This is a genomic window from Enterobacter sp. DSM 30060, assembly GCF_013375955.1.
GTDB classification, from domain to species: Bacteria; Pseudomonadota; Gammaproteobacteria; order Enterobacterales; family Enterobacteriaceae; genus Enterobacter; species Enterobacter intestinihominis.
Genome location: NZ_CP056118.1, coordinates 4,730,088 through 4,748,215, shown reverse-complemented (window position 1 = coordinate 4,748,215; position 18,128 = coordinate 4,730,088). Strand labels below are relative to the sequence as shown.

The following is an 18,128-nucleotide window of genomic DNA, read 5'->3' as shown; positions in this document are numbered from 1 at the left end:
GGTGGCGCTATGTCTTCAGGTGGCGGTAAAGCATCAACCCCAAAACTACTCGACGATAACCTCAAATCAAAACAATTCTATCGGGTACTGGATCTGATATCTGAGGGGCCAATCGCGGGCCCGGTGGATCAGGAGCACCTGTCTTCATTCAAGCTGAATAAGACGCCTATCACTGACTCGAACGGTAATGTCAACGTGAACGGCATTAGTGTTGCCTGGCGACCTGGATCGGAAACTCAGGAGCCAATCAACGGCTTCTCTGCAATCGAAGCGACGACCATTGTTAACACTGAGGTCACTTACGATACCCCGCTGGTTAGAACCGTGACAGATCAGGACGTGACCCGCGTTCGTTTTAACATCGGCGTCACCGGGCTCATGGAGCAGGACTCCAAGGGTAACCAGAAAAACACCTCTGTAACGATGGTTATCGAGACCAGAACTGGCTCGTCGGGCTGGGTCATGGAGAAGACGGTGACGATTACAGGGAAAATCTCTGGCGAGTACCTTGAGGCGCACGTCATTGATGCCCCCGACACCAAACCGTTTGATATCCGCGTTCGCCGCATTACGCCTGACAGCAGCAGCGATTTGCTGTCAAACGGGACTGTTTGGAACAGCTACAGCGAGATCACCGACGACAACCTTAGCTATCCGTTCTCTGCTGTTGCCGGCTCAGTCATCGACCGTGACCAGTACACCGACACGCCGAGCCGCACATATCATCTTCGCGGGCTGATCGTTGACGTACCGGATAACTACGAGCCAATTGCTAGAACTTACTCCGGGCTGTGGACGGGGGGCTTCAAAAAGGCATGGACTAACAACCCGGCGTGGCTGTTCCGTGAGCTGGCGAAAAACACCCGATTTGGCCTGGCGAAACGCGCCGGATACATCGATGTTGACGATGGCGCACTCTACATTCTGTCGCAATATTGCGATCAGCTTGTAGATGATGGGTATGGCGGCAAAGAGCCACGCATGACGCTCAACGCCTACATCACAGAGCAGGCGAGTGCGCGAGACATTCTCGACAAGATAGCGAGCATGTTCCGTGGCATTGCGCTGTGGGACGGCCTGCGCCTGTCCGTAATGCTGGACGCTCCACAGGATCCGATTGCGACAATCACGAACGCCAACGTTGTGAATGGCGAGTTCAAACGAAGCTCTGTAAAGCGTTCAGAGAAATACAATGCGGTTGTAGTGTCCTGGACTGACCCCGACAACGGATGGGAGCAGGTGAAAGAGTACGTTTCCGACGATGAGATGATAGCCAAAGGGAACTACAACGAAACCACTCTGGAGGCGTTTGGCTGCACCTCTCGCGGACAGGCATGGCGGGCAGGTAAATGGCTGCTGGAAACAGCAAAGCGTGAAAGCAGCAGACTGTCTTTCCAGATGGCACGCGATGCTATCCACTTCACGCCGGGTGATATCGTTGAGGTCATGGATAATGACTACGCAGGAACTCGCCTCGGGGGGAGAATTGTTTCTCATTCCGGGAGGGTGATAACGGTTGACGCGGTTGATTCCTCGGTAGTAACGGACGGCTCCACTATGTCGATTATGGGGAGGGACGGAAAGTTCTCTCGCTATGAGATTGATGGCGTTAACGGAAACAACGTCACACTCAAAAACGAACCTGAATGGGTGAGGGCGGGAACTGTATTTGCCATTTCAACCGCAAGCGTTGCGATTCGCCTTTTCCGGATACTGAGCGTTGCCGAAACGGAAAACAACTCCGTATACAGCATAACGGCCTCATTGCACGACCCCAACAAACAGGCCATCGTTGACGAGGGTGCAGTGTTTGAAGTTCCCAGCGATACGCTGAACGGCTACCGCGTGCCTAACGTGGAAAACCTGCGAATCCTGAACACAAACACCGAGACCGTCCAGGTTACAGCAACTTGGGAGACGGCAACCACTACTAAAAAACTGGTGTTTGAGCTGTACATCTACAGTGCTGATGGGAAGCTGGTATCTCAGTACGAAACTGACCAGTTCCGGTATGAGTTTTACGGTCTGAGTGCTGGCAGCTACACGCTCGGCGTTCGTGGGCGCAATGAAAACGGGATGAAAGGCGCCGAAACTCAGGTGAGTCTTATTATAGGCGCGCCAAAGGCTCCTAACTCCGTTCAGTGGATACCCGGACCATTACAGGCCACTCTGGTGCCAGTTATGTCTGTAACGGCAACATCAGATACCTCTTTTGAGTTCTGGTACGCTGGCGAGACTCCGATTCCATTGTCCGACGACATTGAGAATAAAGCTCAATTCCTTGGCCGTGGCAATCAGTGGACCATCCAAAAACTTAAGTTTGACCATGTTTATTACGTTTATGTTCGAACTCGTAATGCATTTGGCGTTTCAGGATTTGTAGAGGCTTCCGGAAAACCAACAGACGACTTCAGTGATATCACCAATGCAATCCTGGAGGAGATTAAAGAGACTGATACGTTCAAAGACCTGATCGAGAGCGCGGTGGAGAGCAGTGAAAAGTTCGCAGAACTGGCTGATGCAATCAAAGAGAATGCAAACGGTCTTGCAGCGGCGGTTGGATCGAATAAGCAGACAGCAGAAGCAATCATCGGCAACGCGCTTGCTATTGCTGATGTTGTCGTGCGGCAGACAGCCCAGCAAGGCGCTAACTCTGCGACCTTCGAACAGCTCCGGGAGGTGATCGCCACTGAGACGGAGGCACGCGTCACGGATGTTACTCGTCTTGAGGCGAAAACTGCCCAGAATGAAGCGGGTATTACTGATGTTCGCCAGGCGTTAGCAACGGAAACTGAAGCTCGCGCTTCTGCGGTAAGTCAATTGACGGCTGCCACTCAGGTCGCATCTGACAAAGCTGATTCAGCAGCTGCTGTAGGTGCTCAGAATACAGCATCAATCACTGACCTTAGCCAGGTTGTCACGGACCTCGATTCCTCAATGGCATCCCGTCTGGAGGAACTGGGAGCAAGGACAGATACTGCCAGCGGCGGCATTCAGAGTAACTCCATCGCGCTAATAACGAGTACGCTGGCGCAGGTTGATCAGCAGGTGAGACTCAGCGCGCAGTACGGTGACAGTAAGGCCAGCATCGATCGTATTGATAATGTTATGGCAAGCGACAGGGAGGCAACAGCGCGTTCGCTACTGAGTTTGCAGACTGACGTGAACGGCAACAAGGCAGCAATCAACAGCCTGAATCAGACGTTTTCCAATTATCAGCAGGCCACGGCCACGCAGATAAACGGCATTACGGCGACCATCAACGGGCACACTTCAGCGATCACCACCAACGCGCAGGCGATAGCAAACGTTAGTGGTGACCTGAAGGCGATGTACAGCATCAAGGTTGCCGTGGACGCGAATGGAAAGCAGTATGCCGCCGGAATGGGGATCGGTGTAGAAAACACTCCATCGGGCATGCAGTCGCAGGTGCTGTTCCTGGCGGATCGCTTCGCCGTCATGGCGCAGGCGGGGGGAGCGGTTACACTGCCGTTCGTTATCCAGAACGGGCAGGTGTTTATCCGGGAAACCTTCATTCAGGACGGCACCATCGGCAACGCCAAGATTGGCAACTACATCCAGTCCAATAACTATGTCGCTGGCTCAGTCGGATGGAGGCTGGATAAGGGAGGTACGTTTGAGAACTACGGTTCGACAGCTGGTGAGGGAGCCATGAAGCAGACTAATCAAACGATCAGTGTCAAGGATGCCAACAATGTGTTGAGGGTGCAGATCGGGAGAATCACGGGAACATGGTAACGGGAGGTCTCTTACGGGGCCTCTTTTTTTTCAGGAGGACTGGATGGCGGAATATGGTGTTCAGACATGGGACGCCTCAGGCAATGTAAATAACTATGGCGTTAAGCCTGTCAGCGTTTGTGGCTATCTCCAGCTGGCCCAGAACCAGAAAACAGGCTCTTACACCGTAGCGCTTCCACCGGGTTGCAGGCTGACCTATTTTCAGAGCATGAACGGCGATCAGTTTGGTACGAGTCGGAGGAAGATCACCATTTCAGGGGGAACAGCAACAGTGTCAGCAGTAGGCGATACCGACTACTCAGCAGGGACTGAGCCTGCGGCAGCGGCTTATCTCATTTTCCAGATCGAGAGGGCATAAATGGCGGAGTATGGCGTTTTACTGACGACCACGAGCGGGGAAGTATGGGTGACCGCGAACAGCTCGCCAATCGCTCTTCAGGCGCGAAAGACAGCGGCACTTCAGGGAACATCGGGGTTCAATACCAAAGTGACGCACACATTCCCCGCAGGCCAGCCTGTTGTCGCCTTCGTTCATTGCACGGTTGAGGTCGAAATCACTCAGACGATAAGCGGGAACACCATCACGATTGATTTTCTCAGACCGAATGCAACCGGCACAGCGTACGTTTATTTTTTCTCTATTTTCCCGCAGACAAAGCCAGACTACGGGCTGGCTGTGTGGGATGCATCAGGGACGCTGATTTTAACAAACGAAACGCGCACGCTGAGCGATGTTGTCACCCTCGGTACCGCCGGGGTGGATGCCAGCTCAGGATACAACATCAATACAACTCTGGCGGGGAAGTGGGCCTGCATGCCTGCCATGCTGGGACTAATTACCGGGGTTGTATCGGCTGGCGGTCAACCGCAGCCATACTCGGCTATATACAAGAGCTTGGCAAAACTTGAGGGAAGCAATACGCGGATATTCGCCAGGCCGCAGACAACCCCCGGTGGCAACCTTCAGAACGTTACGTATTCGAATCTGAGAAACGTGATTATGGCCATTAACTGCGCCAATTATGATTGATCGTTTTTAGCGATCAATTTCGAATAATTGATCTACCAAATCAATTATATCCCGTTGATTCATATTGTTATTGTGTAGCTTCATGAATGCCCTGGGATATAACCACTATGAAAAATATGATTCTTTGCCTGGCGGTAGCGGTATTGCTCTCCGGTTGCGCTGGCGTTATTGAGAAACAGCAACCCGTATGCACCGGAACAGCCCTGGTCGGCGGACAGGAAAGCAGCGTCCAGATCTACGGAGTCCGTAAACAAAACAATCAGACGCAGTACCGCGCCGGTTATCCCTTTAACTGGTCATGGGTGAGCGCCAACACATTCACCAGCACCACCTGCCACTAACCCATTCAATTTTGAACAAACCCCGCTCCGGCGGGGTTTTTTATTGCCTGGAGAAAACATGATTTATACTACTGGCACTATCGCCATCAGCGGAAACACCCTTACAGGTACCGGCACAAACTTCACTGCTGCTGGTTCTCTTATTCGTAACGGCTGTACCGTTATTGCAATGACCAGCCCTGTGCAGGTATTTCAGATTACCACCATCGGCAGCGCAACAAGTCTCACCGTAACGCCAGCAGCTAACCCAACTGTTCCCGCTGGAACCCGGTTTGCCATTCTTCTGAGTGACAGTCTGAGCGTGGATGGGCTGGCGCAGGATATCGCTGAAACCTTCACGATGTACCAGCGCTACATGAGCGGGTTCGCTGATGTAATGAATGGCACTACTGATGTCACGATCACCATTAACGGTACAGCAGTAACGGTACCAGGGCAGAAGTCCCTCGCGAAAAAAGGGGCGAACAGCGATATCACCAGCCTAAGCGGCCTGACTACCGCCCTCAGTATCAGTCAGGGCGGAACAGGTGCAAAGAATGCTTCTGACGCTCGTGCTAATCTTGGTGCGGCAAAATCTGGAGAGAACGAAGATATTACTTTGATACGTGGATTGAAGGGGCGCGCCCAATTGTGGGCTGACACCGATTATTCCACAGGTACGCTGGTAAGTTACACCGGGACTACTGTAGGTGCCATGGTGCGAGCCACTACTGCCATTGTGGCAACATATACTTATGCGGCCAGTGCATCCTTTGGTTACTGGATTGATGCGAACAGCATTGGTAGCAGTGGGCCAGCGCTGGCAAGTACAGGTTCACAACAAAATAGATGGCTTTTCAGAAACTCGTCTGGCGTTATTAGCACGGCTAATGGGGACATAACCCCATCAGTTTGTGACGAGCGCGTGAAAAATATAATAAGAGAGATTACCGAAGAGGAGGCGGTTGAATTCATATCAGGACTAAAACCAATCAGGTACACCCTCAAATGGGCTCCTGAAAAGGTAAAGGTTGGCTATAGCGCGCAAAATGTTGAGGCTCTTGATTCTGAGTTAATCTCAGTATCAGCACTGACCGTTATTGATCCTGAGAGCGGTGAAAGCACAACATATGAAGACGGGAAAATCATCGATCCAGGAGAGGTCGGTGCTGCGTATTTAGTTCCTGCAGTTAAACAGCTTTTGCGTAGGGTAAGTGAGCTTGAGGAGCAGCTTAAACTGATGGTTGTTCAGTCTTAAAATTTACTGCAGGCGATGAGGTAATCACACGTCGCCTGCAACTCTCACATTCCAACCTGACGGACTGTAGGAAACTCAGAAACAAGCCACATGTCGGATTCATCAAACATTTCCTCCAGCATACGGTTCAGCTTTTCCCGATCACTTTTGCTGGCATCACTATTTAAGCCGTTCGCCTGCATCGGCTTCACCTTCACTTCGGCATCAGGGAAAATCTGGTGCACCCGCTTCGTCAGATCGTCCAGAATGATTTCTCTGGCCCCTTCGAGCCCTTCAACATTTCGCTTGTCATAAACCAGCTCAACGAACATCACTCTCCATCCTTGCTGACTTGATCTGTTGATACAAAAATACTACTGTATATGCATACAGTCAATAAGCAAGTGTGGGTGCTGCTATGCCTCGTCAATATGATATTCACGCAGCTTTTTTAGCCTCTATAGAGCAAAATCCAAAGGGTTACCTTTGTCTCAAAACGAACAAATTCATCAATAATTTGCGCGAGAAGAACTGGCATTTCAGCCAGGCAGACGCTAACGCATGGATTGAGAGATACCAGCCAGGCTTCGCGGATAAGACGACGGATGGCAGCGACAACCGTTATTGGATCCTACGTAACATGGGGAGGGTTTACTAATGGGCTTTCCTTCGCCGGCTACGGATTACGTTGAACAGCGTATATCGCTTGACGAGCGCATCATCACCAGGCCAGCGGCTACGTACTTTATGCGGGCCGGTGCAACGCATTACCGGGAAGGTATCCTCAACGGTGCTTTGCTGGTTGTCGACGCGTCACTGTCTCCATGTGATGGTTCATTGCTGGTTTGCACAGATAGCGGTGAGTTTAGGATTAAGCGGTATCGCACACACCCGGAGCCTCATCTGGAGAATCTGGAAAATGGCAGGAAGGAGTTTTTGCGGATAAAGGATGAGATGGCTGATTCTGATCGGCCAGTGTTCGGGGTGATAACCTACATCATCAACGATGCGCGCTCGGGTGAGTTCGACGACTGCCCGGTGATGTGATGGGGAAAAGGCATAGCTATGCCCGGCGGCATGGCTGTGCACTCTCTGTGTCACGAATGTGTCATTCATTGATGAATCATAACGAAACGCAGAAGCATGTAACGACACGTAATGACACAAACCACGTGCGAGCGCGGAAAAACTAATGACATTACAGTGTGTTAAATAGTACTCTACGTTCTTCTACACCGTAGGCCCGCGTAAGCGAAGCGCCACCGGGCAAAAAAAAAGCCGGAGACATCGCCTCCGGCTTTTTTGTACCCGCTACTCAGACAATCTCTTGCGCGTACTGGAACAGCGCTTTCAGCAGCGCCTGTTTCTCAGCATCCCCTTCATACTGGCCGTAAAGCATCTCCAGCTCCTGGGCATAGCTATTAAGAAACTCAGGCGTAAACACGTTGCGCCGATGCTGTAACCAGCGCTCTTGCTCTGCTTCATCCAGCGAGCCGGGATAGTTACGCGCGCGATAATTGAACATCAGCTTCTCAATGCGCTTATCTGCGAAGGTGATATCCAGCGCGGGCAGATTACGCGGGTCGGTTTGCAGCACGATGTTCATCGCAGCGCGATCGGCATCGCTGAAGAAGCCGTTATAAAGCTGCGCATCCACATTCTCAGACGGCATGAACGGCTCTGCTTCGGCAAAAATGGCGACGACTTTCTCGCGCACCTGCGGGTTGTCGCGCAGCACTTTCAGGTTATCGAGGCAGTGCTGACGGTTAATCCCCAGCCGGTCGGCGTCTTCCGGACGCAGCGTGTTGGCCTGCGCAAGCACCGGGCATTTATTGATGTGCACCAGTTTTACCGGTACGGCTGGCAGGTCACCCAGCGCCTCTTTCGGCGTATAAAGCCGTTCACGTAAGGTGTCGCTGTCGAGCTCAAGCAGCGGCGAGATATCCCCGGCAAGATCCACCATGATGACGGCGTTACGGTTGTCCGGATGCCAGGCAAGCGGCGCCACCCAGCTTGTGTTCCCGCGCCACGCGCCGAACATCCCTGAAATATGCACCAGCGGTTTCATCTGCGGCACGTCAATCAGCGTCATCAGCTTTTGCTTGCTGCGATGGCTCAGCAGATACTCAAACAGGCGCGGCTGCGCGGTTTTTACGAGCTTCGCCATAGCGATGGTCGCGTAGACGTCTGCCATCGCGTCGTGGGCGTTGCTGTGCTCGATGCCGTTGGCCCGCGACAGGTGCTCGAGCCTGAAGCTCGGCAAGCCGTCGTCGTTCTCCGGCCAGTTAATTCCCTCCGGGCGCAGCGCATAGCAGGCGCGCATGATATCCAGCAAATCCCAGCGCGAATTGCGGTTCTGCCAGCTCCAGGCATAGGGATCGTAGAAGTTGCGGTAGAAGATATTGCGCGTCACTTCATCGTCAAAACGGATGTTGTTGTAACCCACCACGCAGGTATCAGGCACCGTGAACAGGTCGTGGATGCGACGGGCAAATTCTGCTTCGCTAACGCCTTTATCCCGCGCTTCCTGAGGCGTGATGCCCGTCACCATCACCGCGCCCGGCTGCGGCAGATAGTCATCGGCGGGTTTACAGTAAAACACCTCGGGTTCGCCGATGACGTTAAATTCGTCATCGGTTCGGATAGCCGCAAACTGCGCCGGTCGGTCCAGCGCCGGATGGGTACCAAAGGTTTCGTAATCGTGGAACAAAAAAGTCGGGCGCGCGGCAGAGTCAGACACCAGTAATCTCATCCTGTTAAAAATTGACGTCTCTATGGTAAACGATTGGGGTGAGCAGTCCGAATAAAAAGCACCTTCAGGCAAGAAATTTGCGAGATTTGTTCCGAAAAAATCTGCGTGCTGTCACATTTTTTTGCAATTAAGGCAGGTAACGACATCAGAACTCCCGTAAAAAGGTCATCGATTTTTACTGACCTGAGGATATACCGTTGAAACGCCGTCTGTTTATTGCTGTTTCTTTACTCGCTTCGAGTATTTCATCCGCGCTGGCTGCCGAGCCGCTGGATTTTTCACCTCAGCCGCCTGCCATCCAGGCAGGATCCTGGGTATTGATGGATTACACCACGGGTCAAATCTTAACGGCGGGCAACGAACATCAGCAGCGTAATCCGGCGAGCCTGACCAAACTGATGACGGGGTACGTTGTCGATCGTGCCATTGATAGCCACCGCATCAGCCCCGATGACATTGTGACGGTCGGACGTGACGCCTGGGCAAAAGGCAATCCGGTCTTTGACGGTTCGTCTCTGATGTTTCTGAAGCAGGGCGATCGGGTTTCTGTGCGCGATCTCAGCCGCGGCCTGATTGTTGATTCCGGCAATGACGCCTGCGTGGCGCTGGCGGATCACGTGGCGGGCGGTCAGCCGCAGTTCGTCAGGATGATGAATGACTACGTTGAAAAGCTGAACCTGCGCGATACCCACTTCGAAACCGTACACGGGCTGGATGCACCGGGTCAGCACAGCTCCGCTTACGATCTCGCCGTGCTTTCCCGGGCCATCATCCACGGCGAGCCTGAGTTCTACCACATGTACAGCGAGAAGAGTCTGACCTGGAACGGCATCACTCAGCAGAACCGCAACGGCCTGCTGTGGGATAAGACCATGAACGTGGATGGTCTGAAAACGGGACACACCTCGGGCGCGGGCTTTAACCTGATCGCCTCCGCAGTGGATGGTCAGCGTCGACTGATTGCGGTGGTGATGGGGGCAGACAGCCCGAAAGGACGTGAAGATCAGGCGCGCAAGCTGCTCCACTGGGGACAGCAAAATTTCGATACGGTGCAGATCCTGCATAACGGCAAAAAAGTGGGAACCGAACGCATCTGGTATGGCGATAAAGAGCAGATCGCGCTGGGCACGGATCAGGATTTCTGGCTGGCATTACCCAAAACGGAAGTGCCGAACATCAAGGCGAAATATGTAATGGATAAAAAAGAGCTGGAAGCGCCGATCGCCGCGCATCAGCGGGTAGGGGAGATCCAGCTGTACGATCGTGACAAGGTGGTAGCGCACTGGCCATTGGTTACGCTGGAGCGCGTTGAAAAGGGCGGCCTTTTCTCCCGCCTCGGCGATTATCTGCATCATAAACTCTAACCTTTTCGGGCAGACTGGCAGTGTTGCGAGTCTGCTCACATAATAAACACTCCTGGTTTGCCGATAATCTCGATTCTGCTTTATAGTGTATATATATACAGTAATAAACGGAGGCAGCATGGACTACAGCATCAGGCAGCAACAGAAACGTACGATCGCTGGCTTTCATCTCGTGGGGCCGTGGGAAAAGACGGTCAAGCAGGGATTTGAACAGCTGGTTATGTGGGTAGATGGACGTCATATTCAGCCGCAGGAGTGGGTGGCCGTTTATTATGACAATCCGGATGACGTGCCGGCAGAAAAGCTTCGCTGCGTTACCGCCGTAACGGTAGTGGACGATTTCACTATCCCTGATAACAGCGAAGGGGTAATGCTGACCGAAATTGCTGCCGGAGAGTATGCTATTGCTGCCGCGCACGTCGAAAATCATGATTTCGCCACCCCGTGGTATCAGTTCTTCAACTCCCTGCTGGAAGACAGCAAATTCCAGATTGCGCCAAAACCCTGCTTCGAACGCTATCTGAACGATGGCAATGCTGACGGCTACTGGGATATTGAGATGTTTGTACCGGTAGAGCACAAAGTGGGATAATCCTGCGAAACGCAGGGTTTTTCAGCCGGGCGCGATCCACCCGGCTGAAAACACAGTACAATTGTGGTTTGCCGTAGAGCTGGAGACGGGTGTGCGCCCCGACAAGTCATTAACCCCTTTTGAAATTCGGTTATACAAACATTATCGCGTAGTGCACGGTTGCCGCATTGCGCTGGCGTTTGTGCTGACCTTCGTACTGGTTCGTTTGCTGGATATCCCGGAAGGGACGTGGCCGCTGATCACGCTGGTGGTGGTGATGGGGCCGATCTCATTCTGGGGGAACGTGGTCCCTCGCGCTTTCGAACGCATAGGCGGTACCGTTTTAGGCTCGGCGCTTGGGCTTATCGCCCTGAAGCTGGAGCTAATTTCATTTCCGTTCATGTTGCTGTGGTGCGCGGTGGCGATGTTTCTTTGCGGATGGCTGGCCCTCGGAAAAAAACCGTATCAGGCGCTGCTGATTGGCATTACGCTCGCCGTTGTGGTCGGCGCACCGGCGGGCGATATGACCACCGCATTGTGGCGAAGCGGGGACGTGATCCTCGGCTCGTTGCTCGCCATGCTGTTTACCGGCATCTGGCCGCAGCGCGCCTTCCTGCACTGGCGCATTCAGATGGCAAACTACGTCACGGCATTTAACCGGGTCTACCAGGCCGGGTTTTCGCCGAATCTGATTGAGCGTCCGCGGCTGGAAAAGCACCTGCAAAAAATCCTAAATGATGTGGTCAAAATGCGCGGGTTAATTACCCCGGCAAGCAAAGAGACGCATATCCAGAAAGCCATTTTTGAAGCCATTCAAACGGTCAGCCGTAATCTGGTCTGTATGCTTGAACTGCAAATCAATGCCCACTGGGCCTCACGCCCCAGCCATCTTCTGATGCTCAACGCGCATACGCTGAAAGAGACGCAGCAGATGACGCAACAAACCCTGCTGACCATCGCTCATGCACTTTACGAAGGTAACCCACAGCCGATACGGGCGAACAGCGAGCGGCTGAATGACATCGTCATCGAGCTCAAACAGCTGATGAATGAGCGTCAGGGCGACAATGTGTCGGAAACGCCCATCCACGGCTATGTCTGGCTGAGTATGGAGCTGGCGCGACAGCTGGAGTTGTTATCGCAGCTGATTTGCCGGGCACTGCGCAAATAAAAAGCGTATGTGATGCCTGCTGCTTCGATTCAGCAACAATTAGGGTTATGATGGTTTTAAACGATATACTCATTGTCATTCGCAGCCGCTGTCTGTTAAAACGGTTGCTTTAACGAATCCGAATCTCACATTATCAGGGGTGTAAAAATGGAAACTACCAAGCCTTCGTTCCAGGATGTTCTGGAGTTCGTCCGCCTGTTCCGCCGCAAAAACAAGCTACAGCGCGAAATCCAGGACGTAGAGAAGAAGATCCGTGACAACCAGAAACGTGTCCTGCTGCTGGACAACCTGAGCGACTACATCAAGCCAGGTATGAGCGTTGAAGCCATTCAGGGCATCATCGCCAGCATGAAGAGCGATTATGAAGATCGCGTTGATGACTACATCATCAAAAACGCTGAGCTGTCCAAAGAGCGTCGCGACATTTCCAAAAAGCTGAAAGTGATGGGCGAAATCAAAAACGTCGACGCTAAAGGCGAGTAATCGCACACTCTGTTGCCCGGTGGCGCTGCGCTTACCGGGCCTACAGGACCGTAGGTCGGGTAAGTGTAGCGCCACCCGACAATTTACGTGGCGCAGAAAAGCAAAAAGCCTGCTCTAAAAGCAGGCTTTTTAAATTTGGCTCCTCTGACTGGACTCGAACCAGTGACATACGGATTAACAGTCCGCCGTTCTACCGACTGAACTACAGAGGAATCGTTGTGGAGGCTTATCTTAGCGGCGAAAAAACTTTTGTCAAACCTGATCTCAGGCAAAAGTGATTGTTTGATGATTCTGTCGTCATTTTGTTGTAAATCCAAACATAATTTTATGGAAAATACTTTGCAGGATACGCATTTCTGCCCCATCATTTGAAATGGAGTTTCAACTTTCTCGTTAAGGCCCATTTTGAACGTCACCGCACCCCTGCGCCAGGCGATTATGCGCACGCCCTGGTATGCAAAACGTAAGAGTTATCGAGTTCTGTTCTGGCGTGAAATCACCCCCCTTGCTGTGCCTATTTTCCTGGAGAATACCTGCGTCCTGTTGATGGGGGTGTTAAGCACCTTCCTGGTGAGCTGGCTCGGTAAAGAAGCCATGGCCGGGGTAGGGCTGGCGGACAGTTTCAACATGGTTGTGATGTCCTTCTTTGCCGCTATCGATCTCGGTACAACGGTAGTGGTGGCGTTTAGTCTTGGGAAACTTGATCCAAAACGCGCCCGGGAGGCGGCCAGACAGTCGCTGATGATCATGACCCTCTTTTCGATCATCCTGGCGGCGGTTATCCATTATTACGGCAAAGAAATTATCGACATCGTCGCGGGTGAAGCGACAGGTGAAGTGAAGGATCTGGCGCTCACCTATCTGGAAATGACGGTGCTGAGCTATCCGGCGGCTGCCATCGCGCTGATTGGTAGCGGTGCGCTTCGTGGCGCAGGGAATACCAAAATTCCACTGCTAATAAACGGCGGCATGAACATCCTGAACATCATTATCAGCAGTGTTTTGATTTACGGTGTCTTTTCCTGGGAGGGGCTGGGCTTTGTCGGCGCGGGATTAGGGCTGACCATTTCCCGCTATATTGGTGCGGCGGCGATAATCGGCGTACTGATGGCGGGAATTACGCCATCGCTGCGCCTGACGCTTAAAAGCTATTTCCGTCCGCTTAACTTCGCCATTATCTGGGAAGTGATGGGGATCGGTATTCCGGCCAGCATCGAATCCGTGTTGTTTAACGGTGGGAAACTGCTGACGCAGATGTTTGTTGCCGGGATGGGAACAGACGTCATCGCCGGCAACTTTATTGCCTTCTCCATCGCCTCGCTCATTAACCTGCCCGGAAACGCACTGGGATCGGCGTCGACGATCATCACCGGCAGACGCCTCGGAAAGGGGCAGATTGGGCAGGCGGAACGGCAACTTCGGCATGTCTTCTGGCTTTCAACCATTGGACTGACGGCGATTGCGTGGGGAACTGCGCCTTTAGCCGGGCTAATGGCCTCGTTCTATACGCACGAAAATGACGTGAAAGAGGTCGTGAAGGTGCTGATTTGGCTCAACGCGGCGTTTATGCCAATTTGGGCCGCGTCCTGGGTACTTCCTGCCGGGCTGAAAGGGGCGCGCGATGCCCGGTTTGCGATGTGGGTCTCCATGCTCGGCATGTGGGGCTGCCGCGTCGTGGCGGGCTACACGCTGGGGGTAATGTTAGGTATGGGCGTTGTCGGCGTCTGGCTGGGGATGTTCCTTGACTGGGCCGTGCGCGGGGCGCTGTTCTACTGGCGCATGGTGAGCGGACGCTGGCTGTGGAAATATCCGCGAAAAAAACCGGAGCAGGAGGTTTCGGAAACGGCAAGTGCCTGACAAATGTGCGAAGTGGAGAATAAATCGGCAAACGATTGAAAATCTGCATTCACCCTTTGACATCCTCAGGGCGCATCGATAATATGCGCCCCGTTCACACGATTCCTCTGTAGTTCAGTCGGTAGAACGGCGGACTGTTAATCCGTATGTCACTGGTTCGAGTCCAGTCAGAGGAGCCAAATTTGAAAAGCCTGCTTTTAAGCAGGCTTTTTGCTTTTCTGCGTTCAGTAAAATTGTCGGGTGACGCTCCGCTTACCCGACCTACAAAAACATCGAATCGTAGGCCGGGTAAGGCGAAGCCACCACCCGGCAAAAGCCGCACTATCCGTTCACACGAATTGGCGCCGTTGCCTCCACCAGCCACGGCCGCGCATCGCTGTCCACCCGGGGTGAAAGCGCCTCTCGTACCTGCTGGTGGTACTCATCCAGCCACTGTTTTTCTGACTCGCTCAACTGATGCAGCTCCACCTGGCTTAAATCGATTGGGATCAGCGTCAGCGAGGCAAACTTACAAAATCCCGGACGGCTTTCGACAATCTCCACCTGGTTTTCAATGCGAATACCGTGGCTATCGCCCAGGTAGTAACCCGGCTCAATGGTCATAATATTGCCCGCCACCAGCGGCCACGGGTTGACCTTTTGCGCAAAACGGTGCGGGTTCTCGTGGATCAGAAGCTGATGCCCTACGCCATGACCGGTGCCGTGGTCGTAATCCAGTCCCAACTCCCACAGCGGACGGCGCGCAAAGGCATCCAGCTGGTGCCCCTGAGTGCCGGACGGGAACTGAAGGGTAATCAGCGACAGGAAGCCTTTAAGCACTGCGGTGTAGTGCAAACGCTGCTGTGGATCGACCTTTCCCCAGGCCAGGGTACGCGTCGCGTCCGTGGTGCCGTTGCGGTACTGCCCCCCGGAATCATTCAGGTAAAAGTGGTCGTGGCCGATGGGCTTGTTGCTGGCCTCGCTTGAGTGGTAATGGCACATCGCCGCGTTACTCGCGGAAGCGGAAATGGTGGCGAAACTCGGCTCGACAAAGCCAGGCTGTTGCAGGCGGAACGCAAGCTGTTTCGCCTGCACGTCAAGCTCGGTCAGCGGCATTCCCGACGCGGCCCGCTGAGGAACTTCCCGGCTCAGCCAGGCCAGGAAATTCACCCATGCCGCACCGTCCTGGTGATGACATTCACGATAGCCCGCCAGCTCCACCGGGTTTTTCGTAGCTTTCATCAGGGTGATCGGGTCGGTCTGCCAGATAATTTCCCCCTGAGGTTCAACCGCAAAGCGTAACGCCACCGGTGCGGAATCGGGATCGATCATGACCCGCTTACCCTGCGCAAGCTGCCTACAGCGCGGGATAAAGGCTTCCTGAGGCGCAATCGTGAAGGCGTTCCGCACGGCATCCGGCAGCGCATTCAGCTTGCTGTCATCCACAAACCATTCCACCGCACCCTCGCGGCTCAGCAGGGCAAACGACAGAGGCACCGGGCAAAAGGGGATATCTGAGCCCCGCACGTTCAGCAGCCAGGCGATATTGTCCGGCAGGGTAACGGCCAGATAATCCGCGCGGTGCTCTGCCAGCACGGCGGCGGCGCGCTGGCGTTTGGCGGCGCTGCTTTCGCCGCTGATGTCTACAGGCATCTCGCGGATAAGCCCTGCGGGGGCGGCAGGGCGGTCAACCCAGAGGGTATCGAACGGAGAGCGCGCGAGCGGTACCAGTTCGCACGGCGTGGCCGAGAGCCGCGTAAACTCTGCATTGGTCATCAGCAGCGTATCAAAGCCGATGCGCGTGCCGGCCGCAACGTTTTTCGCCAGCCACTCGGCCAGCGGCTCGTTGTGCAGATGGTGGATCTCCACCTCGTGGAGATTGACCTGTACGCGGGCCTGAACCTGATAGCGTCCGTCAACAAACAGCAGCGCTCTGTCTTTCAGTACCAGCGCCAGCCCCGCCGAGCCGTCAAAGCCCGTCAGCCAGGCCAGCTTTGCATCATACGGTGCGCAAGATTCGCTCTGCCAGGCATCGGCGCGCGGCACAATCATCCCGTCGAGCTGATTGTCCTGTAGCCACTGGCGCAGGGCCGTAAGCGGTGATGTGGTGTGCATATTGTGTCCTAAGTATCACCTAAACGGTGGCTCATTGAAGGTGCGCAGCTTGCGGGAATGTAGTTTGTCACCCTCTGCACGCAGTAAATCGATGGCGCGAATTCCAATCTGAAGGTGCTCTGAGATCGCCCCTTCGTAGAAACGGTTCGCCTGACCCGGCAGTTTGATCTCGCCGTGCAGCGGTTTATCGGACACGCACAGCAGCGTGCCGTACGGGACGCGGAAGCGGTAGCCTTGCGCAGCAATGGTGGCGCTTTCCATATCGATCGCGACCGCACGGCTGAGATTGAAACGCAGGGCGGAGGCGGAATAGCGAAGCTCCCAGTTACGATCGTCGGTGGTGACGACCGTACCGGTACGCAGGCGCTGCTTCACCTCTTCACCCGGCATGCCGCTCACCTCTTTGGTGGCGTCGTACAGGGCGCGCTGTACTTCAGCGATACTCGGGATAGGAATGTCCGGCGGCAGAACCGCGTCAAGAACATGGTCGTCACGCAGATAAGCGTGGGCGAGGACATAATCACCAATCAGCTGGCTTTCACGCAGGCCGCCGCAGTGGCCGATCATCAGCCAGACGTCCGGGCGCAGAACCGCCAGATGGTCGCAGATGGTTTTCGCATTCGACGGGCCAACGCCGATGTTAATCAACGTAATGCCCTGACCGTCGGCGGTGACCAGGTGCCAGGCGGGCATCTGGTGCTTTTTCCACGCCAGGTCGGAGATGGCCTCTTCCGGTGCTTCGGTTTCGGCAGTGATCCAGATCCCGCCCGCGCAGGAGAGAGCGATGTAAGGGCTGTCCGGGTCAAGGATCTGGCTACAGCCCCAGCGGACAAATTCGTCTACATAGCGGGTGTAGTTGGTAAACAGTACGAACGGCTGGAAATGTTCGGCTGGGGTGCCGGTGTAGTGGCGCAGGCGTGCCAGCGAAAAATCGACACGGCGGGCATCAAAGTGCGACAGCGGTGAAAACTCTGCCGGGTGATAGATCCCGTCCGCCGTCTCATCGCCAATCTGCGACAGCTCAGTGGTCGGAAAATGGCGGGTCAGCCCCGCGCTCATGGAGCGATCCAGCGTCAGCGCTGAGCCGTCTATTACGTACGGGTAAGGGATCTCGTGCAGGGACGGTTCAACGCTGATATGCGCGCCGTAATCCTGATACAGCAGGGTAAGCTGCTCTTCCAGATAGGGGCGGAACAGCGCAGGACGCGTGATGGTCGTGCTGTAACAGCCGGAGTGGGTGAAACGCGCATAGGCGCGGGTTTTCGGATTGCTGCTGGCGCTGCCGTCCCAGGTGACAGAGAGCGATGGATAAACAAAAAGGCCCTGGGTTCTGGCCTTTTCATCGGGAAGTTTCCCTGTTTCGATATAGTCACTGATGGCGCTGCGTAGTGCATTGACGGACTGTTCATACAACGCGTCGAGTTTTTCCAGCGCCTGAGCCGGGGTCAGGCTGGAGCCCTTATTATTCATGTCTGTCTCCTTGTTCCACA

The 18,128-nt window shown here is 54.1% G+C and carries 15 protein-coding genes, 2 tRNA genes and 1 pseudogene; 13 read left to right on the top strand and 5 right to left on the bottom strand.

Translation table 11 applies throughout. The features are described 5' to 3' along the window. The first annotated feature begins 9 nt into the window (after positions 1-9). The 5 genes from HWQ15_RS22635 to HWQ15_RS22615 all read left to right on the top strand — a co-directional run bounded on the left by HWQ15_RS22635 (position 10) and on the right by HWQ15_RS22615 (position 6,367). Positions 10-3,759 carry a phage tail protein gene (locus tag HWQ15_RS22635; RefSeq protein ID WP_080399876.1) on the top strand — a complete coding sequence of 1,250 codons (3,750 nt, stop codon included), beginning with the start codon at positions 10-12 and terminating at the stop codon, positions 3,757-3,759. Between the two features lie 43 nt (positions 3,760-3,802). After that, positions 3,803-4,117 carry a hypothetical protein gene (locus tag HWQ15_RS22630; protein ID WP_022651029.1) on the top strand — a complete coding sequence of 105 codons (315 nt, stop codon included), beginning with the start codon at positions 3,803-3,805 and terminating at the stop codon, positions 4,115-4,117. A 48-nt stretch (positions 4,118-4,165) separates the two neighbouring features. Next, the gene (locus HWQ15_RS22625) at positions 4,166-4,789 is read left to right on the top strand and encodes a hypothetical protein (RefSeq protein ID WP_246559849.1); all 624 of its coding nucleotides are present in this window, start codon (positions 4,166-4,168) and stop codon (positions 4,787-4,789) included. A gap of 107 nt (positions 4,790-4,896) precedes the next feature. Then, positions 4,897-5,130: a hypothetical protein gene (locus tag HWQ15_RS22620; RefSeq protein ID WP_017382566.1), complete on the top strand. Its 234-nt coding sequence runs from the start codon at positions 4,897-4,899 to the stop codon at positions 5,128-5,130. Between the two features lie 58 nt (positions 5,131-5,188). Then, positions 5,189-6,367, top strand: a complete 1,179-nt coding sequence (locus HWQ15_RS22615; protein WP_176587416.1) for a tail fiber domain-containing protein — start codon at positions 5,189-5,191, stop codon at positions 6,365-6,367. Positions 6,368-6,411: 44 nt separating this feature from the next. Here HWQ15_RS22615 and HWQ15_RS22610 read toward each other — a convergent pair whose 3' ends face one another. Continuing rightward, positions 6,412-6,678, bottom strand: coding sequence for a DinI family protein (locus HWQ15_RS22610; RefSeq protein WP_176587440.1), 267 nt, complete (start codon positions 6,676-6,678; stop codon positions 6,412-6,414). An 86-nt stretch (positions 6,679-6,764) separates the two neighbouring features. Between HWQ15_RS22610 and HWQ15_RS23390 the strand changes: the two genes are divergently transcribed. Then, the gene (locus tag HWQ15_RS23390; protein ID WP_255319047.1) at positions 6,765-7,004 is read left to right on the top strand and encodes a hypothetical protein; all 240 of its coding nucleotides are present in this window, start codon (positions 6,765-6,767) and stop codon (positions 7,002-7,004) included. Further along, a complete protein-coding gene (locus HWQ15_RS22605; protein WP_063927946.1) occupies positions 7,004-7,393 on the top strand; it encodes a S24 family peptidase in 390 nt (129 codons plus the stop codon). Before HWQ15_RS23390 ends, HWQ15_RS22605 begins: the two co-directional genes overlap by 1 nt. Positions 7,394-7,661: 268 nt before the next feature. Here the strand turns inward: HWQ15_RS22605 and sbcB are convergent, their stop codons facing one another. Further along, on the bottom strand, positions 7,662-9,098 hold the full coding sequence (gene sbcB / locus HWQ15_RS22600) for an exodeoxyribonuclease I (protein ID WP_369806293.1): 1,437 nt from the start codon (positions 9,096-9,098) through the stop codon (positions 7,662-7,664). A 191-nt stretch (positions 9,099-9,289) separates the two neighbouring features. Between sbcB and dacD the strand changes: the two genes are divergently transcribed. The 4 genes from dacD to HWQ15_RS22580 all read left to right on the top strand — a co-directional run bounded on the left by dacD (position 9,290) and on the right by HWQ15_RS22580 (position 12,687). Further along, positions 9,290-10,462 (top strand): serine-type D-Ala-D-Ala carboxypeptidase DacD, encoded by a 1,173-nt coding sequence (dacD, locus tag HWQ15_RS22595; RefSeq protein ID WP_139153368.1) that lies wholly within the window; start codon positions 9,290-9,292, stop codon positions 10,460-10,462. A 118-nt stretch (positions 10,463-10,580) separates the two neighbouring features. Then, positions 10,581-11,054: a DNA gyrase inhibitor SbmC gene (gene sbmC / locus HWQ15_RS22590; RefSeq protein ID WP_063148537.1), complete on the top strand. Its 474-nt coding sequence runs from the start codon at positions 10,581-10,583 to the stop codon at positions 11,052-11,054. 91 nt (positions 11,055-11,145) lie between these two features. After that, a complete protein-coding gene (locus HWQ15_RS22585) occupies positions 11,146-12,204 on the top strand; it encodes an FUSC family protein (RefSeq protein ID WP_022648598.1) in 1,059 nt (352 codons plus the stop codon). 147 nt (positions 12,205-12,351) lie between these two features. Beyond that, positions 12,352-12,687, top strand: a complete 336-nt coding sequence (locus tag HWQ15_RS22580; protein ID WP_000450410.1) for a DUF496 family protein — start codon at positions 12,352-12,354, stop codon at positions 12,685-12,687. A gap of 136 nt (positions 12,688-12,823) precedes the next feature. On the opposite strand, the gene HWQ15_RS22575 is transcribed toward HWQ15_RS22580, so the two are convergent. Next, positions 12,824-12,899, bottom strand: a tRNA-Asn gene (locus tag HWQ15_RS22575). Between the two features lie 161 nt (positions 12,900-13,060). Between HWQ15_RS22575 and emmdR the strand changes: the two are divergent. Both emmdR and HWQ15_RS22565 read left to right on the top strand, forming a co-directional pair. Then, a pseudogene (gene emmdR / locus HWQ15_RS22570) lies at positions 13,061-14,544 on the top strand (multidrug efflux MATE transporter EmmdR). A 103-nt stretch (positions 14,545-14,647) separates the two neighbouring features. After that, positions 14,648-14,723: transfer RNA gene (locus HWQ15_RS22565), tRNA-Asn, on the top strand. A 142-nt stretch (positions 14,724-14,865) separates the two neighbouring features. Here the strand turns inward: HWQ15_RS22565 and HWQ15_RS22560 are convergent. Next, complete coding sequence (locus HWQ15_RS22560) at positions 14,866-16,638, bottom strand: aminopeptidase P family protein (RefSeq protein WP_063215898.1); 1,773 nt, start codon at positions 16,636-16,638, stop codon at positions 14,866-14,868. 15 nt (positions 16,639-16,653) lie between these two features. Next, a complete protein-coding gene (locus HWQ15_RS22555) occupies positions 16,654-18,108 on the bottom strand; it encodes an AMP nucleosidase (protein ID WP_022648595.1) in 1,455 nt (484 codons plus the stop codon). Between the last annotated feature and the right edge of the window lie 20 nt (positions 18,109-18,128).

What these genes read in the sequence shown, in the direction of transcription:
- HWQ15_RS22630 (WP_022651029.1), top strand. Translation starts at nt 3,803, where the DNA reads ATGGCGGAATATGGTGTTCAGACATGGGACGCCTCAGGCAATGTAAAT.
- HWQ15_RS22555 (WP_022648595.1), bottom strand. Translation starts at nt 18,108, where the DNA reads ATGAATAATAAGGGCTCCAGCCTGACCCCGGCTCAGGCGCTGGAAAAA.
- HWQ15_RS22560 (WP_063215898.1), bottom strand. Translation starts at nt 16,638, where the DNA reads ATGCACACCACATCACCGCTTACGGCCCTGCGCCAGTGGCTACAGGAC.
- HWQ15_RS22615 (WP_176587416.1), top strand. Translation starts at nt 5,189, where the DNA reads ATGATTTATACTACTGGCACTATCGCCATCAGCGGAAACACCCTTACA.
- HWQ15_RS23390 (WP_255319047.1), top strand. Translation starts at nt 6,765, where the DNA reads ATGCCTCGTCAATATGATATTCACGCAGCTTTTTTAGCCTCTATAGAG.
- HWQ15_RS22635 (WP_080399876.1), top strand. Translation starts at nt 10, where the DNA reads ATGTCTTCAGGTGGCGGTAAAGCATCAACCCCAAAACTACTCGACGAT.
- HWQ15_RS22610 (WP_176587440.1), bottom strand. Translation starts at nt 6,678, where the DNA reads ATGTTCGTTGAGCTGGTTTATGACAAGCGAAATGTTGAAGGGCTCGAA.
- HWQ15_RS22580 (WP_000450410.1), top strand. Translation starts at nt 12,352, where the DNA reads ATGGAAACTACCAAGCCTTCGTTCCAGGATGTTCTGGAGTTCGTCCGC.
- sbmC (WP_063148537.1), top strand. Translation starts at nt 10,581, where the DNA reads ATGGACTACAGCATCAGGCAGCAACAGAAACGTACGATCGCTGGCTTT.
- HWQ15_RS22605 (WP_063927946.1), top strand. Translation starts at nt 7,004, where the DNA reads ATGGGCTTTCCTTCGCCGGCTACGGATTACGTTGAACAGCGTATATCG.
- sbcB (WP_369806293.1), bottom strand. Translation starts at nt 9,098, where the DNA reads ATGAGATTACTGGTGTCTGACTCTGCCGCGCGCCCGACTTTTTTGTTC.
- HWQ15_RS22620 (WP_017382566.1), top strand. Translation starts at nt 4,897, where the DNA reads ATGAAAAATATGATTCTTTGCCTGGCGGTAGCGGTATTGCTCTCCGGT.